Origin of the sequence: Lysobacter niastensis (assembly GCF_015453285.1) — a bacterium.
Lineage (GTDB): Bacteria > Pseudomonadota > Gammaproteobacteria > Xanthomonadales > Xanthomonadaceae > Lysobacter_J > Lysobacter_J niastensis.
The window spans coordinates 43708-58046 of record NZ_JADLZT010000007.1; the positions used below are offsets into that span (position 1 = coordinate 43708).

Here is a 14339-nt window from a genome sequence, read left to right on the forward strand (position 1 = left end):
GACGCCCGGTCTGCCCGGCAGCCGCGCATGCGGCACAGACAGTCTGCGCCGGGGATTCCCGGTTGCCTATTACACGCGATGGGTGCCGCGAATCGGACGCAGCAGGTCAGCCGCGCCAGGTATCGTCGGCGACGATGCGGTCGCGCCCGGTCGCCTTGGCGCGGTACAGCGCCTGGTCGGCCCGGTCGAACACGCGCTCGGACCAGTCGCGCGTGGGCTCACCCGCAGCCAGGCCGATCGATACGGTCAGCCGGAACGGAAGCGCGGCGCGTGCGATGTGCTGGCGGATGCGCTCGGCCACCTGGGTCGCGGTGGCCAGGCGGGTGTCGGGCAGCACGATGAGGAACTCCTCGCCACCGTACCGCACCGCCACGTCGTCGCGCCGGATCGACGTGGCGACGGCATCGGCCACGGCGCGCAGCGCGCGATCACCGAGCAGATGTCCGTGACGATCGTTGACATCCTTGAAATGGTCGACGTCGAGCAGCATCAGCGTGTACGGCGCATGCTGCAGCTTGGCCATCGCAGCCGGGTTCTCGCGCAGTTGCGACAGCGCGGCGCGGTTGAGCAGGCCGGTCAGGGCGTCGTGCGTGGCGTTGTGTTCGAGCAGGTCGTTGCGGCGCTGCAGGTCGGCGCGTGCATCCTCCAGCCGCTGCGCGAATGCCTCGCGCTCGGACAGCAGGCGGCGCTGCTCCAGCGCGTAGCGGCGAAGTTCGAGCAGGTGCTGGGTCTGGCGCGCCAGCACTTCCAGGCCTTCGCGCTGGGCCGGGCGCAACTGGCGCGGGCGCACGTCCATGACGCACACCGAGCCGAGCGCATGTCCGTCCGGGCTGAGCAGCGGCATGCCGGCATAGAAACGCAGCGGCTTGCCGTCGATGCGCATCTTGGTCTTCGGGTACTGCGTCTGTGCCGTCAGGTCGCCGATGACGAGCATCTTCCCGGGCTGTCGGATGGCGCGATCGCAGATGGCCTCGCTGCGCGGGGTCTGGCGCACGTCCAGACCGAACTGTGCCTTGAACCACTGCCGGTCGTGGTCGACCAGCGAAATGGCCGCGGCTGGCGCTTCGCACAGGCTCATCGCCAGCCGGACGATATCGTCGTAGGCCTGCTCCGGCACCGTGTCGACCACGGCGTACGCGTCGAGCGCGGCCTGGCGGCGCGCTTCTTCGGGCAGGGGCAAGCTCAGCACAGCGGACATCGGACGGGGGGCTTCGAGGGGGCGTCAGGCTACCGCTCCCGGCAACCTGAACCTGTGACCCCACGCACAGGGGGACCATACGCCCGAAGGCGGCAACGCATTTCCGGGCGACGGTTCAGCCTCCGGCGAACGAAGGCCCCCAATTCAGGCTGTTTTCGGGGCTGGCCCGTGCCTCAGGCGTCTTCGGCGAACAGCTCCAGCGCCTGCACCACTTCGGCCAGTTCGACGCCCTCGTGCAGGTGTCCGACCAGGTCGTGTCCCATATGCACGGCGGCGGCTTCGGCACGGTGCAGGGCGCCGCCGCCTTCCTGCTTGAGGCGGCCGATCAGCTGGCCGGCCGTGCGCGCGGACTCGTGCCCGGTGCTCTGCAGCAGCACGCGGTCGCCGTCGACCAGCTTGAAATAGAAGCGCCCGTCGGCCTCGCGGTACTGCTTGAACACCGGCTGCGCCGCCTTCGATGCTTTCTTCGCGACGCCCGTCGACACCTGCGACAAATCGCGCAGACCCACCGCGGCACGCAGCGCCTGCAGCGTCGGAATGGCATAGCGCTCGCGCAGGCGCGCCGCACCGTCGCGCAGCACTGCTTCGATGTCGGCGGGGCGCGCGATCAGCGTTTCGTACTTCTCGCGTTGCGGCGCGACCTCGGCATCGATGCGTTCGAACAGCGCCTGCTTGGCCTCGCCCCAGGCGATGCCGTCGGCGAAGGCGCGGCGCATCGCATCGGTTTCTTCCTTCGATGCAAAGGCCTGGTAGAGCTGGAACACGTTGGAGTTCCCGGCGTCCTTCGGTTCGCCCGGCGCGCGCGAGTCGGTGACGATCGAGTAGATCAGCTTCTTCAACGTATCTCGCGGCGCGAACAGCGGGATCGTGTTGTCGTAGCTCTTGCTCATCTTGCGGCCGTCGAGACCGGGGAGCGTCGCCACGCTCTCTTCGATCACGGCTTCGGGCAACGAGAAGAACTCCTTGCCGGCGGGCTCGCCATAGAGATGGTTGAAGCGCTGGCCGAAGTCGCGCGCCATCTCGATGTGCTGGATCTGGTCGCGGCCGACCGGTACCTGATTGGCGTTGAACAGCAGGATGTCGGCGGCCATCAGCACCGGGTACATGAAGAGACCCGCGGTGATGCCGGCGTCGTCGTCCTCGCCTTCGGTGCGGTTCTTGTCGACCGCGGCCTTGTAGGCATGGGCGCGGTTGAGGATGCCCTTGCCGGCGACGCAGGTCAGCAGCCAGGTCAGTTCGTTGGTTTCGGGAATGTCGCTCTGGCGGTAGAACCACACCTTGTCCGGCTCCAGCCCGCAGGCCAGCCAGGTCGCGGCGATCTCCAGCGTCGAACGCTGCACGCGCGCCGGGTCCTGGACCTTGATCAGCGCGTGGTAGTCGGCGAGGAAATAGAAGCTCTCCACGCCGGGCGCGCGGCTGGCTGCCACCGCCGGGCGGATCGCGCCGACGTAGTTGCCCAGATGCGGGGTACCCGAAGTGGTGATGCCGGTGAGGACGCGGGTGAGGCTCATCGAACGCTGACGCCAGGGAAAACGGCCCCACAGTGTACCCAACCCCGCGGCGGGCCCCGGCACGTTGAGATCGGCGACCCACCCGGAGACACCCCTCATGTTGCGCACCCTGCCGACTCTGTTGACCCTGTTCGCCGCGCTGGCTGCCGCGGCGTGCGTTCCACTCCAGGCCCGCCCACTGGTCGACGTCGCGGTGATCGACCGCGACAACGGACAGTGGCTGCAGCCGGTGCGGCATCGTGGCCAGGCCTGGATCGCCGGCACGCCCGGACATCGCTATTCGCTGCGCCTGACCAACACGACCGGCCGCCGCGTGCTGGTCGTGCTGTCGGTGGACGGCGTCAACGCGGTCACCGGCGAGACCGCACACCCGTCGCAGACCGGTTACGTACTCGGCCCGTGGCAAAGCAGCGAGATCCAGGGCTGGCGCAAGTCGCTGGACGAAGTGGCACAGTTCGTCTTCACCGACCTGCCCGACAGCTATGCGGCGCGCACCGGGCGGCCGGACAACGTCGGCGTGATCGGCGTGGCGGTGTTCGAGGAGTCGCGTCGCTGGTATGGCGACGTACCGGTGCCCATCGCGCGCGGCGAACGCGAGCGCGGCGACGCCGCCAAGGCCACGGCACCTGCGGCCGAATCGCGTGACTCGGCTGCACAATCGATCGGCACCGGGCATGGTGCGCGCGAATGGTCGCAGGCAACACGCACCGGATTCGAACGCGCCACACGCCATCCCGCGCAGATCAGCGAGCTGCGTTACGACGACCCCGCCTCGCTCGTCGCTCGCGGCGTACCGCTGCCCTACCCCTGGCGCGAGCCTCCTTATCGCGGGTACGACGCACCACGCGCGTTTCCGGAAGGTTTCGTCGCAGATCCGCCGGGCCACTACTAAGGCCCATAAACGGCGACGGACCAGTCTTTCGGCTGGTCCGTCGCTGTCGTTTCAATGCCGGGGAAGCGCGTCCTGGCCGGCCCCTGCCGGCCTCATGCCGGCGCGCTTCGCCGGCCAATCGATCTCAGTGCAGGCTCTTCTCGAACTCGCGCACTTCGCGCTCGGCGCGATCGCGTTCCCATCCATAGCGTTCCTGCAGACGACCAGCGAGGTACTCGGCATTGCCCTCGGCCACGTCGATGTCGTCGTTGGTCAGGTCGCCCCATTTCGCATGGATCTGACCCTTCAGCTGCATCCACCTGCCCGCGATCATGTCTTTGTTCATGCTGCATCCTCACTGGGTGTCGCGACTGTCGACGTCGCAGGGGAATGATCCCGTGCAGCGCATTCGAAAAAGGTCAGCGACACGTTATTCGGACTTTGACCAGCATGAATCGACGATGCAGACCATGAACAATTCATCGATCGGGCGAACACGTCGCATGCACCACGCTGTCTTCGTGCTGAACATACAATCGAACGCCATAGACAACGCAACACGCAAAAAAGAAAAAGCCGGAGTGGCCTCCGGCTTTTTCCGATCACATGCTGGCGACAGGATCACTTGTCCTTGTCCGCCGCATCCTCGACTTTCTCGCCAGCCTTCTGCACGTCTTTGCCGGCGCCAGCGACGGTATTGCAGGCAGTCAGGATGCCCAGCGAGAACAGCACCAACAGCATCAGAGCAATCGAACGCTTCATGGATCGTCTCCTTGGACGGTAAGCGGGGACTCGGACCATACCGGTCCGTTCCGCCCTGCCATCAGACCGCCAGCGACGTGAAATCGGCGTGCATCGCCTGGCGTCAGTTCTTGGCGCCGCGCTCCATCTTCTCGCCGACCTTCTGCACATCCTTGCCGAAGCCCTCGACGGTGTTGCAGGCGGACAGGACGCCGGCCGAGAGTACGGCCAGCAGCATCAGGGCAATGGTTCGCTTCATGTGTTCTTGTCTCCGGAGTGGTATCGGGCGGCCGGTGGAGCGCGTCGGCTCCGGGTCCCCTGCCGCCGCCCGGGCAAAAGGGTGGCCGATCGCGGGCAGCCGCGCCAGTCTCGGCCCGGCTGCCGCGGGGCCCGGCGTCAGCATCGATTCAGTGGCCGGTTGGGGCTTGTGCCGGCCCGCACGGATGCGCAGGCAAATCTAGTCGCGCATCAGCGTGGACTTGCCGAACAGGCTCTCGACCAGGTCCACGGCCAGCTTGGCGGTGTGGTTGCGCTTGTCCAGCAGCGGGTTGAGTTCGACGATGTCCAGCGAGCCCATGCGGCCGGAGTCGGCGATCATCTCCATCACCAGCTGGGCCTCGCGGTAATTCGGCCCCCCCGGCACGGTGGTGCCGACGCCCGGGGCGATGCTCGGGTCGAGGAAGTCGACGTCGAAGCTGACATGCAGATGCGTGTTCTCGTCGACGCCTTCCAGCGCCTCCTCCATCGCGCGCTTCATGCCGACCTCGTCGATGTAGCGCATGTCGTATACATCGAGTCCGTATTCCTTGACCAGCCGCTTCTCGCCTTCATCGACCGAACGGATGCCGATCTGACGGATGACGTCGGGACGAATGGCAGGCGCCTCGCCAGCAAGATGGGTCAGTGCCTGCGGCCCCAGGCCACAGAGACACGCGACCGGCATGCCATGCACATTGCCGGACGGGGTCACCTGGCTGGTGTTGAAGTCTGCATGGGCGTCCAGCCACAACACGCGCAGCTGCTTGCCGGTCTCGCGGCAATGGCGTGCCACTGCGGTGATCGAGCCCAGGCCCAGGCAGTGGTCGCCACCCAACAGGATCGGCATGCGGCCATCGCGCAGCTCGGTGGCGACGGCGTCCATGACCAGACGATTCCATTCGACCACTTCCGGCAGGTGGCGATAGCCCTCAACAGGCTTCTGCCACGGATTGCGCGGGCCATCGAGGTTGCCGCGATCGGCCACGTCGACGCCGCGCTTTACCAGGGCTTCGCCCAGGCCGGCAATGCGCAGCGCCTCCGGACCGAGCCGGGCGCCGCGGTGGCCGGCGCCGATGTCGGTCGGCGCCCCGATCAGCGAAACCGGGGGATAAGTGCGTGCCATTGATGACGTCCTCGACTGGTGCCGGCAGTCAGAATCGAACTGACGACCTACCGCTTACAAGGCGGTTGCTCTACCAACTGAGCTATGCCGGCGAGAAGGACATTCTAACTTGCGCGCGTGCCCTGGCGGCTACGGCACCGTGGCGCACGCGACGTCGTGGCGTTGCGCGGCCGCGGCAGCCTTCTGCGCAACGGCCGCATCGAAGCCGGGACCGGCGGCGACATCGAGCCAATGCACCGTGCGCGCCTCACCCAGGGGTTCGGCTTGCGCGGCGAAACCCGCGGCGATCAGCGCCTCGGCGCGGCGCCGGGCGGTGTCTTCGGATCGGTAACGGCCCAACGCGATCGAATTGGCTTCAGCGCCATCGCGCACCACGAACAGGTCGCTGAATCCCGCCGCGGTGATGCGCTGTGCCAGCGCCTGTGCATCGGAAGGCGACGGCTGCGCCGGCAGGTACACGCGCCAGCCGCGGCCGCTGTCCGCTGTCTTCTGTTCGCGCACGGCACTGCGGGAAACCTGGGCTTGCAGTTTGGCGCGCGCGGCAGTTGCGGCCGCGCCGTCGGCGAAAGGCCCCAGGCTGAAGCATTGCATCGGTGCGCTGGAAGCCGCCTCCGTCGACGCCGGCATCTCCGGTGCGGCGGGAGCGCTCGCCACGACCGCCCGTGGACGAGGCCCGGCCTCGCTCAACAGTTGCAACTTCGCCACCCCCAGCGGCAACGCTTCAGGCGCCGGTGCCGGCCTGGGCGAATGCAGTGCCCACCAGGCGGCGACGCCGAGATTCAGGACCAGCAGCAGGATGACGAGGGCACGGACGAACATTCGCGGATTCTATGTCGCCGATTCGGTGCCGGCCCAGATCGCCAGGCCATCCAGCACCAGCGTTGCGACCTGGGTCGCATCCGGCAGTCGCGTCGCCAGCGTTTCCGAGCCTCCGCCGTGCAGCACCAGCCGCGGCGTCCGCCCCAGCCTGGCCTTCGCGGCATCGAGACTGCGCTCGATCAGGGCGATCGCGGCGCCATCGCAGCCCGACGCCAGCGCATCTTCGGTGTCGGCGGCGAAGTCGACATAGTCCCCTCCCGTTACCGGCAACTGCGGCGCGCGCGCATGCAGCACCTCGCGCATCAGCGTGGGCGATGGCGCGATGCGGCCGCCGAGGTGTTGTCCATCGCGGTCGATCAGATCGATGGTCAATGCCGTACCGACGCCACAGACCAGCGCGTCGTCCCCGGCCTGCGCATGCACGGCCAGCAGCGCGAGGAAACGATCGACACCCAGCTTGTTCGGTTGCGCATATGCGATGCGCACCGGACCGAAGCGGGACTGGGTGCGGGCAATGGAAATGCGGCTGCAGCGCGCGGTGAGCGCGTCGAGCACCGCCACGCGAAGTCCCGGACTGGCGACACTGGCGAGGTAGCCCACGTCCACCCGTTCCGGCAGCGCCTGCGCCAACGCCTGCGCCACGTCTTCCTCGCGGTGCGGCAGGGCGATGGCCAGACCCGCGCGACCATCGTGGCCGAGCGGTGCGCATTTCAGGCGCGTATTGCCGAGATCGAACAGCCAGGCGCTCATTCGCGCTCCCCGGATGAAGTGGTCCCCAGACGAACACTGACTTCGCCGGAATGGAAGTTGCGCTCGCCGCCTCCGGCCAGGCGCACGCGCAAGGCGCCGTCATCGGCCAGTCCCAAGGCGACGCCTTCGTCGCGGCTCAGGGCGCCTTCGATGCGGACCGCCTGGCCGGCGAGCGCATCGAGTGCTGCGTAGCGGGGCAGGAACGGCGCCAGCCCTTCGCCATCGAACTCGTCCAGCGCCATCAGCAGGTGCTCAAGCACTGCCGCCGCGACGACGTTTCGCGATGGCGCCGTGCCGGACAGCGAAGCCAGATCGCACCAGGGCTGGCCGATGTCCGGCGCGGCGCTGGCGGGCATGCATACATTGAGGCCGAGCCCGATCACGGCGCGCACCGGGCCGGCATGTTCGCCGCCACCCTCCACGAGCAGGCCGCCCAGCTTGCGCAGGCCCTCCGGTCCGGACACGACCACGTCGTTCGGCCACTTCAGGGAGGCACCGGCAACGCCCAGGCCACGGAGCGCCTCGACGGTGGCGATGCCCGCGACCAGGCTGAGCCCCCCCAGTCGCGCCAGCCCGCCACCAAACTGGCGCGACAGCGACACATAAAGGTGTGCGGCCAGCGGCGAGGTCCAGACCCGTCCCCGGCGCCCGCGTCCGCCGGTCTGGCGCTCGGCCATCAGCACATCGGCGCCTCTCGCGGGCGGATCCCGGCGAAGCAGTTCGCTGTTGGTCGAATCGATGGTCCAGGCCACTTCGAGCGTCGACAGCCTCGAGCGCGCCCCGACGGTCAGCGCACCCTGGATGGTCGCGGCGTCGAGCAGTTCCAGTGGTTGGGCCAGCGCGTAGCCGCGGCCGGGCTTGGCTTCGATCGCGACACCCGCCTCGCGCAGGTGCTCGATCCGCTTCCAGATCGCCGCCCGGGTCTGGCCGTAATCCCGGGCCAGGGCGTCGCCGGTAGCCGGACCGGCCATGAGCCGTTCCAGCAAGGCCCGCTCCAGGGCCGCCCGCTCCGGTGAAACATGTTCCACGACGGCGCGGTCAGTCATGCCACGAGCCTGTTAAGTGCCGGGGACGAAACGATCCCTGCCGCCCGTCTCCGAAGAGCCGTGGCGGCGCGGGCGCATTGCAACGTTCTGGGCTCGGCACGCATCCATGGAATTATGCGTGAGCCACGTTCCCAGGCGGATCTCCAGATTGCGGCAGAACGTGCCCGCGGCGCGGCGAGCAGTGGCGCCGGCCGGGCAGCCGCCATCGATTCGCGTTATAGTCAAGACCTGCCCGAGGCCGATCGGCCCGAGGATGCCCCCATGCTCAGGACCTGCATTTGCCTACTGATCGCATTTGCCAGTGCGACGGTTGCTGCGCGTGAAATCAAGCTGAGCGATGCCAACAGCGGCAGCTGCCCCGAGAACATGGCCGTCGCGGCCAGCAAGAGCGAAGCGCGGCCTGCCCGCTCGGTGGCTCCGGTGCGCGCCAACAAGCCCAAGCCGGGCCTTCCCGCCGATGTGAATGGTCGCCAGCAATCACCCCGCTGGCACAGCTATCTGCCGGGCATGTTCCGCTGACCTAGGCCGTTTCGCGATTGTTCGGCCTGTTCAGGCGCCTGGGGCGAAAACCCGAACCGATTACTGCCGACCTGTGGTGCACGGTGCGCACGCGTGTGCCGTGGGTGACCGCGCTCGACGAGGTCCGTGACGCCCGCCTGCGCGAGCTCGCGTCGCGGTTCCTGCACGAAAAGACCATCAGCCCGGTCGGCGGCCTCGTGCTCGACGACGGCCAGCGCTGCATGCTCGCGGCACTGTGCTGCCTGCCGCTGCTGGAGTTCGGCGCGGAAGGCCTGCACGGCTGGTCGCAACTGATCGTCTATCCCGATGCCTTCCGCGTGAACCGCAACCATGTCGATGCGGCCGGCGTGCTGCACGAATGGGAAGACGAGTTGATCGGCGAATCGTGGGAGCTCGGGCCCCTGATCCTTTCCTGGGCCGACGTGCTGGCCGACTGCGAGGATCCGCGCGCAGGCTTCTGCGTAGCGACCCACGAGATCGCGCACAAACTGGACGTGCTCGATGGCGCGTTGGACGGCACGCCGCCGCTGCCGCGTCCGTGGCAACGTGAATGGGCCAGCGACTTCCAGCGGGCCTACGATGCACTGGCCAAGCGTGTCGACGCCGGGCGCGATAGCGCCATCGACGGCTATGCCGCCGAGGCACCGGAAGAGTTCTTCGCGGTCGTCACCGAGTATCACTTCAGCGACCCGGCACTGCTGCGTCGCGAGATGCCGAAGGTGGCCGCGCACCTGGAGCGTTTCTACGGCCGCTCGCCGTTCGCCTGAGGCTGCCGCTCAAAGACCCGGCGGCAACTGCACTTCGAAACGCGCGCCGCCCAGCTCTTCCGATTTCTGCACGTCGAGCGTGCCGCGGTAGCCACGCACCAGATCCTGCACGATCGACAGGCCGATGCCGTGGCCGTGCACGCGCTCGTCGCCGCGCACGCCGCGCTGCAGCACCATGGCCACCTTCTCGGGCGGGATGCCGGGACCGTCGTCGTCGACCGCGATCATCACGCCGGGGCGGCGGTTCGGCGCCATCTCGCCGAGCTTCACCGTCAACAGCACGCGCGAGCGCGCCCACTTGAAGGCGTTTTCAAGCAGGTTGCCGAGCAGTTCCTGCAGGTCCCCCGGCTCACCGTAGAACTGCACGCCGTCGGCGATGTCGAACTCGCACAGCACGCCCTTGTAGGCATACACCTTCTCCAGGCCGCGCACGATCTGTTCCGCATGCGGCTCGATCGCGATGGGCGCGGCAAACAGCGCATGGCCGCCGGAGGCGGCACGTGCGAGCTGGTAGGACACCATTTCGTTCATGCGCCGGATCTGCACGTCCACTTCCTCACGGAGCTCAACGTCCGAGGAGCGGTCGTCCAGGCGCGCACGCAATACCGCCAGCGGTGTCTTCAGACTATGGGCAAGATCGGCCAGCGTGTTGCGCTGCCGGTCGAGGTTCTCACGCTCGCTTTCGATGAAAGCGTTGATGCTTTCCGTCAGCGGTTCGAGTTCACGCGGATGGCGGCCGCTCATGCGCGAGGCGAGGCCGCGCTGCACGCGCTTGAGCTCATCGATCACGCGACGCAATGGACGCAGGCTCCAGCGCATGATCAGCGCCTGCATCAGCAGCAGGATCACGCAGGCGCCGCCGAGGTATCTCCAAAGCGCCTCGCGGAACACCGCCACCTGGCGGCTGAGCTGTGTGGTGTTCTCAAGGATGTAGATCGTGTACGGGAACTCGGCGCGGGCATCACCGTCCGCGCCCCAGATGACGCCATAGCCGTAGCGGTAGGCCTCACCTGCCGAGCCGTCGAGCTCGATGATCGGCAGCGGCCCCTCGAAGCGTTCGACGCCGGCAGGGAGCATCCCGCTGTCGGGCAGTTCGGGTCCGACCGCCGAAGGCGAATCCCAATGCCCGCGCGGGAAAGCGACCTCGGCGTAGAGGCCGCTGCCTGGCATCTCGAAGCGGGGCTCGACCGACTCGTAGGGAGGAATGAACTCGCCATTGCGGGCGAACTCGCCCTTGGCTGCGTACGCCAGCGCGTAGCTTTTCAGACGCTGGCGCAGGTTGCTCTCGGCCGTCTCGAGGAAGGCGCGGTCCAGCGCGTAGCCGGCCAGTGCCAGGAACGCGAGCAGCACCAGACTGGCCGCCAGCAACTGGCGAACCTGGAGCGAACGCGGTTGGCGCCAGCTCATGCGGTCTGACCTGCGGGGACGGCGTATGAATGAGGCATGCGCCGCCAGATTACCGGGGTTGGCACCGGTTGGCCCGACCAGGGCCAGTTCCGATGCCGGAACCGTGCGTCATTCCCCGCTGCGTGGGATGGCGAAGCGGTAGCCGCGTCCGCGCACGGTCTCGATCGGCTTCATCGACCCGTCCGGGTCGAGCTTCTTGCGCAGGCGGCCGATGAAGACCTCGAGCACGTTGGAGTCGCGGTCGAAATCCTGCTGGTAGATGTGCTCGGTCAGGTCGGCCTTCGAGACCAGCTCGCCCGCATGCATCATCAGGTACTCGAGCACCTTGTACTCGTAGCTGGTCAGGTCGACGTTGCTGCCGCTGACGCTAACCGTCTGCGCGGCCAGATCGAGCATCACCGGCCCGCACTCCAGCGTCGGCTTGCTCCAGCCGGCGGCGCGGCGCACCAGCGCGTTGAGGCGGGCGAGCAGCTCCTCGACATGGAACGGCTTGACCAGGTAGTCATCGGCGCCCTGCTTCAGGCCCTCGACCTTGTCCTGCCAGCTCGAGCGTGCGGTGAGGATCAGCACCGGAAATTTCTTGCCTTCGTCGCGCAGGGCCTTGATCAGCTCCATGCCCGACATCTTGGGAAGGCCCAGGTCGATGATGCCGAGGTCGAAAGGCACCTCGCGACCCATGTAAAGCCCTTCCTCGCCGTCCTGGGCAGCATCGACGGCGAATCCCTCGCGCTTCAGTCGCGCAGCGAGGGTCTCACGGAGCGGGGCTTCGTCTTCAACCAGCAGAATGCGCATGTGGACTCCGTCCTTAGGCGTTTTTTCGGTCTTGGACCGTGGCGTGCAGGTTAGTCGTTGTCGTTGTCGTCGCCGCGTGTACGCGGGGCCTCGCCCCGGGACTGCGGATCATCCATGTATATGCGCACCCGCCCGCTCGAATCGACGACCTTGACGCGATTGACATCGCGACCGTCGAACGGCACACGCTCGGCACTGAGCACCTGGCCACCGGTCTGGCGTTCGACGCGGCGCACGGCATCGGACAGCGCCTGATGATCGCCGCGGCGGTCATGGCCGCGACCTTCCACTCGAGGCGCTTCCGGCGGACCACCGCGCCCGCCCTGGCCGCGGCCCTGCTGCGCCCACGCGTCGAGCGGGCCGGAAGCGGCCAGCACGAGCAGGGGCAGGAGGAACAGGGTGGGTTTCTTCATTGGCGCCAGGCCGGGGATTCCAGGGTGCGTACGGTGCAGACGATATCGCACCCGCTATTCAGTGAGGGTCATTGTCAGAATCAGGCGGTGAATCTGGTCTGAACTTTTCCTTCACGAACATGGCCGAGATTCAGTCCGCTGGCTCAGAACACCTCGCCGACACAGCAACGCAGCGACCCGCCCCCCGCCTCGATTGCGTCCAGGGGCACGGTCCGCAGGTCGAATCCTGCCCCCGCCAACGCCTGTCGGCTGGCCGGGCTCAGCGCAGTCGCGGCCCGCTCGCTCATCCAGACCGCATCCCCCGACAAGGCGATGGCATTGCCTGCGAAGGCGGCATGCTCGGCAGCCGACAGCAGCACCGCATGGGGCGCGTAGAAGCCGGCGATGGCCTCCACCACCTCCGCCTGGGCAAAACCCCCGGGGCAGATCAACGCCGCACGCCCCGCGAGCACCGCCAGCACGACGTTCGTGTGGTACTCGCCCGGCGCCAGGTCGAGCATCAGCGTCGCCCGCAGGCCCAGCGCCTGGTGCATCAGTCGGGCGCCTTCCTCGTCACAGCGCTCCGACAGCCCGCAGAAGCCAATGCCACGGGCGCGGTCGATGACGAGCGCGCCGGTCAGTTCGCACGGGTGCGGCTGCATCGACAGGTCGATCTCCGCGTAGTCGAGGACGCCGGCAAAGAAGGCGCGGATGTCGGCGCGCCCGGCCTCCTGCTGCCGCACCGGATGGCGCATGCGCCCGACCACGTAACGCCCCGCCGCGGTGGCAAAAACGTTGTTGGGGAACAGCGCATCCGGTGTCTGCGGGTTGCCCGCAAAGCAGACCGTCGGCAGCACCTGTGCAAGGGCGCGGTGCAGCTCGCGATGCTGGGCGGACGCCCGCGCCTCATCGAACCCGGCCGCCTGCGCCATGTAGCGGTTGTCGGCTGCGGATTGCTCGGCAAGGCGGAAACCGTCGGGCGCGACCAGGAACGCGGCGCGCGCGGTGGCAGGTCCGAAATCGGGCTTCAGTCCACGCGCGAGGGCGAGGAACTCCGCGATGTCGCGGGTGATCATGCCGCGTCGACCCGCGCGTCCTGGAAGGACTCGGTCAGCGACAGTGCGTGTTCGATCAGAGACCAGTCCGCACCCGGCTTGTGAGCGCCTTCGCTCAACACTTGCCGGAACGCGCGGCCTCCGCGCTCCCCGGCGAACAGGCCCAGCAGGTGCTTCGCGATGTGCTTCAGGTATACGCCGCGCGCCAGTTGCGACTCGACATAGGGGCGTAGCGCGCGCAGCAGTTCGCCACGGGTCTTCAATTCGCCCCCGAACCACGCTACGTCGAGGCGGTGCAGCAGGTAGGGATCGTGGTAGGCAGCACGTCCGAGCATGGCGCCGTCCGTGTGTACCAGATGCTGCGTCGCCTCGTCCTGCGTAGCGATGCCGCCATTGACGACGATCTGCAACTGGTTGCGCTCCTGCTTGAGCCGGTACGCCCAGTCGTAACGCAGTGGCGGAACTTCCCGGTTCTCCTTCGGGCTCAATCCCTTCAACCATGCGTTGCGCGCGTGGATCACGAACATGCGACATCCCGCCGCGGCAACCGTATCGATGAAGGCGAGGAAACGGTCCCAGTCGTGGTCGTCGTCGACGCCGAGCCGGCACTTCACCGTCACGGAAACGTCGAGGCCGTGCTGCTCCAACGCCGCCGCCATCGCCGCCACGCTGTCCGCGACTAGTTGCGGCTCGCGCATCAGACAGGCGCCGAAACGACCGGCCTGCACCCGATCCGACGGACACCCGCAGTTGAGGTTGATCTCATCAAAGCCATATTCGGCGCCGATCCTCGCTGCTTGGGCCAGCAGCTCAGGCTCGCTCCCGCCGAGCTGCAGCGCCACCGGATGCTCGACGGGGTCCATCGCCAGCAGGCGTGCCCGGTCGCCATGGATCACGGCGTTGGCGTGCACCATTTCGGTGTAGAGCCGGGCGTGCGGTGCGAGCAGGCGGTGAAACACGCGGCAGTGCGTGTCGGTCCAGTCCATCATCGGGGCCACGGAGAGCCGAAGGTCGCCTGGCACGCAGGGGTGGCGCGGCTTCTTGGCCGTCTGGGCGGTAACGGAGGGCTGGCTCATCCTGGCACGATATC

Annotated in this window: 16 protein-coding genes, 1 tRNA gene and 1 pseudogene; 3 read left to right on the forward strand and 15 right to left on the reverse strand. The window is 67.7% G+C overall.

Annotated features, from left to right (window positions below; all coding sequences use genetic code 11):
- Nucleotides 1-106: 106 nt before the first annotated feature.
- Nucleotides 107-1198, reverse strand: coding sequence for a sensor domain-containing diguanylate cyclase (locus IU514_RS13155; protein ID WP_194931591.1), 1092 nt, complete (start codon nucleotides 1196-1198; stop codon nucleotides 107-109).
- 278 nt (nucleotides 1199-1476) lie between these two features.
- Nucleotides 1477-2709, reverse strand: a pseudogene (locus IU514_RS13160) (tryptophan--tRNA ligase); the annotation flags it as partial.
- A gap of 97 nt (nucleotides 2710-2806) precedes the next feature.
- Between IU514_RS13160 and IU514_RS13165 the strand changes: the two are divergent.
- Nucleotides 2807-3601, forward strand: coding sequence for a hypothetical protein (locus tag IU514_RS13165; protein WP_194931593.1), 795 nt, complete (start codon nucleotides 2807-2809; stop codon nucleotides 3599-3601).
- A gap of 124 nt (nucleotides 3602-3725) precedes the next feature.
- Here the strand turns inward: IU514_RS13165 and IU514_RS13170 are convergent, their stop codons facing one another.
- From IU514_RS13170 to birA, 8 genes are all read right to left on the reverse strand, one after another.
- Nucleotides 3726-3926: a CsbD family protein gene (locus tag IU514_RS13170; RefSeq protein ID WP_194931594.1), complete on the reverse strand. Its 201-nt coding sequence runs from the start codon at nucleotides 3924-3926 to the stop codon at nucleotides 3726-3728.
- A gap of 275 nt (nucleotides 3927-4201) precedes the next feature.
- Nucleotides 4202-4342: an entericidin A/B family lipoprotein gene (locus IU514_RS13175; RefSeq protein ID WP_194931595.1), complete on the reverse strand. Its 141-nt coding sequence runs from the start codon at nucleotides 4340-4342 to the stop codon at nucleotides 4202-4204.
- Nucleotides 4343-4445: 103 nt separating this feature from the next.
- Nucleotides 4446-4580 (reverse strand): entericidin A/B family lipoprotein, encoded by a 135-nt coding sequence (locus IU514_RS13180; RefSeq protein WP_194931596.1) that lies wholly within the window; start codon nucleotides 4578-4580, stop codon nucleotides 4446-4448.
- Between the two features lie 198 nt (nucleotides 4581-4778).
- The gene (gene rocF / locus IU514_RS13185; protein WP_194931597.1) at nucleotides 4779-5702 is read right to left on the reverse strand and encodes an arginase; all 924 of its coding nucleotides are present in this window, start codon (nucleotides 5700-5702) and stop codon (nucleotides 4779-4781) included.
- A 16-nt stretch (nucleotides 5703-5718) separates the two neighbouring features.
- Nucleotides 5719-5794 (reverse strand) — tRNA-Thr (locus IU514_RS13190).
- 37 nt (nucleotides 5795-5831) lie between these two features.
- Nucleotides 5832-6521, reverse strand: a complete 690-nt coding sequence (locus tag IU514_RS13195; protein WP_194931598.1) for an SPOR domain-containing protein — start codon at nucleotides 6519-6521, stop codon at nucleotides 5832-5834.
- A 9-nt stretch (nucleotides 6522-6530) separates the two neighbouring features.
- Nucleotides 6531-7271, reverse strand: a complete 741-nt coding sequence (locus IU514_RS13200; protein WP_194931599.1) for a type III pantothenate kinase — start codon at nucleotides 7269-7271, stop codon at nucleotides 6531-6533.
- Entirely contained in the window at nucleotides 7268-8317 is a 1050-nt protein-coding gene (gene birA / locus IU514_RS13205) for a bifunctional biotin--[acetyl-CoA-carboxylase] ligase/biotin operon repressor BirA (RefSeq protein WP_194931600.1), read from the reverse strand. The genes IU514_RS13200 and birA overlap by 4 nt, the downstream gene beginning before the upstream one ends.
- On the opposite strand from birA, the gene IU514_RS13210 reads away from it, so the two are divergent.
- Together IU514_RS13210 and IU514_RS13215 are read left to right on the forward strand one after the other, a co-directional pair.
- Complete coding sequence (locus IU514_RS13210; protein WP_194931601.1) at nucleotides 8291-8836, forward strand: hypothetical protein; 546 nt, start codon at nucleotides 8291-8293, stop codon at nucleotides 8834-8836. The two genes, birA and IU514_RS13210, sit on opposite strands and share 27 nt — an antisense overlap.
- A gap of 26 nt (nucleotides 8837-8862) precedes the next feature.
- A complete protein-coding gene (locus IU514_RS13215; RefSeq protein ID WP_386761123.1) occupies nucleotides 8863-9603 on the forward strand; it encodes a M90 family metallopeptidase in 741 nt (246 codons plus the stop codon).
- 9 nt (nucleotides 9604-9612) lie between these two features.
- Here the strand turns inward: IU514_RS13215 and IU514_RS13220 are convergent, their stop codons facing one another.
- The 5 genes from IU514_RS13220 to dusA form a co-directional block, all read right to left on the reverse strand.
- Nucleotides 9613-11010 (reverse strand): ATP-binding protein, encoded by a 1398-nt coding sequence (locus IU514_RS13220; protein ID WP_194931602.1) that lies wholly within the window; start codon nucleotides 11008-11010, stop codon nucleotides 9613-9615.
- A gap of 108 nt (nucleotides 11011-11118) precedes the next feature.
- Nucleotides 11119-11802, reverse strand: a complete 684-nt coding sequence (locus IU514_RS13225) for a response regulator transcription factor (protein WP_194931603.1) — start codon at nucleotides 11800-11802, stop codon at nucleotides 11119-11121.
- A gap of 50 nt (nucleotides 11803-11852) precedes the next feature.
- On the reverse strand, nucleotides 11853-12215 hold the full coding sequence (locus IU514_RS19160; RefSeq protein ID WP_324187841.1) for a PepSY domain-containing protein: 363 nt from the start codon (nucleotides 12213-12215) through the stop codon (nucleotides 11853-11855).
- A gap of 143 nt (nucleotides 12216-12358) precedes the next feature.
- On the reverse strand, nucleotides 12359-13270 hold the full coding sequence (locus IU514_RS13235; RefSeq protein ID WP_194931604.1) for an arginine deiminase-related protein: 912 nt from the start codon (nucleotides 13268-13270) through the stop codon (nucleotides 12359-12361).
- Nucleotides 13267-14325, reverse strand: coding sequence for a tRNA dihydrouridine(20/20a) synthase DusA (gene dusA, locus IU514_RS13240; protein ID WP_194931605.1), 1059 nt, complete (start codon nucleotides 14323-14325; stop codon nucleotides 13267-13269). The genes IU514_RS13235 and dusA overlap by 4 nt, the downstream gene beginning before the upstream one ends.
- Nucleotides 14326-14339 lie beyond the last annotated feature (14 nt).

What these genes read in the sequence shown, in the direction of transcription:
- IU514_RS13155 (WP_194931591.1), bottom strand. Translation starts at nt 1,198, where the DNA reads ATGTCCGCTGTGCTGAGCTTGCCCCTGCCCGAAGAAGCGCGCCGCCAG.
- IU514_RS13165 (WP_194931593.1), top strand. Translation starts at nt 2,807, where the DNA reads ATGTTGCGCACCCTGCCGACTCTGTTGACCCTGTTCGCCGCGCTGGCT.
- IU514_RS13170 (WP_194931594.1), bottom strand. Translation starts at nt 3,926, where the DNA reads ATGAACAAAGACATGATCGCGGGCAGGTGGATGCAGCTGAAGGGTCAG.
- IU514_RS13175 (WP_194931595.1), bottom strand. Translation starts at nt 4,342, where the DNA reads ATGAAGCGTTCGATTGCTCTGATGCTGTTGGTGCTGTTCTCGCTGGGC.
- IU514_RS13180 (WP_194931596.1), bottom strand. Translation starts at nt 4,580, where the DNA reads ATGAAGCGAACCATTGCCCTGATGCTGCTGGCCGTACTCTCGGCCGGC.
- rocF (WP_194931597.1), bottom strand. Translation starts at nt 5,702, where the DNA reads ATGGCACGCACTTATCCCCCGGTTTCGCTGATCGGGGCGCCGACCGAC.
- IU514_RS13195 (WP_194931598.1), bottom strand. Translation starts at nt 6,521, where the DNA reads ATGTTCGTCCGTGCCCTCGTCATCCTGCTGCTGGTCCTGAATCTCGGC.
- IU514_RS13200 (WP_194931599.1), bottom strand. Translation starts at nt 7,271, where the DNA reads ATGAGCGCCTGGCTGTTCGATCTCGGCAATACGCGCCTGAAATGCGCA.
- IU514_RS13210 (WP_194931601.1), top strand. Translation starts at nt 8,291, where the DNA reads ATGTTCCACGACGGCGCGGTCAGTCATGCCACGAGCCTGTTAAGTGCC.
- birA (WP_194931600.1), bottom strand. Translation starts at nt 8,317, where the DNA reads ATGACTGACCGCGCCGTCGTGGAACATGTTTCACCGGAGCGGGCGGCC.
- IU514_RS13220 (WP_194931602.1), bottom strand. Translation starts at nt 11,010, where the DNA reads ATGAGCTGGCGCCAACCGCGTTCGCTCCAGGTTCGCCAGTTGCTGGCG.
- IU514_RS13225 (WP_194931603.1), bottom strand. Translation starts at nt 11,802, where the DNA reads ATGCGCATTCTGCTGGTTGAAGACGAAGCCCCGCTCCGTGAGACCCTC.
- IU514_RS19160 (WP_324187841.1), bottom strand. Translation starts at nt 12,215, where the DNA reads ATGAAGAAACCCACCCTGTTCCTCCTGCCCCTGCTCGTGCTGGCCGCT.
- IU514_RS13235 (WP_194931604.1), bottom strand. Translation starts at nt 13,270, where the DNA reads ATGATCACCCGCGACATCGCGGAGTTCCTCGCCCTCGCGCGTGGACTG.
- dusA (WP_194931605.1), bottom strand. Translation starts at nt 14,325, where the DNA reads ATGAGCCAGCCCTCCGTTACCGCCCAGACGGCCAAGAAGCCGCGCCAC.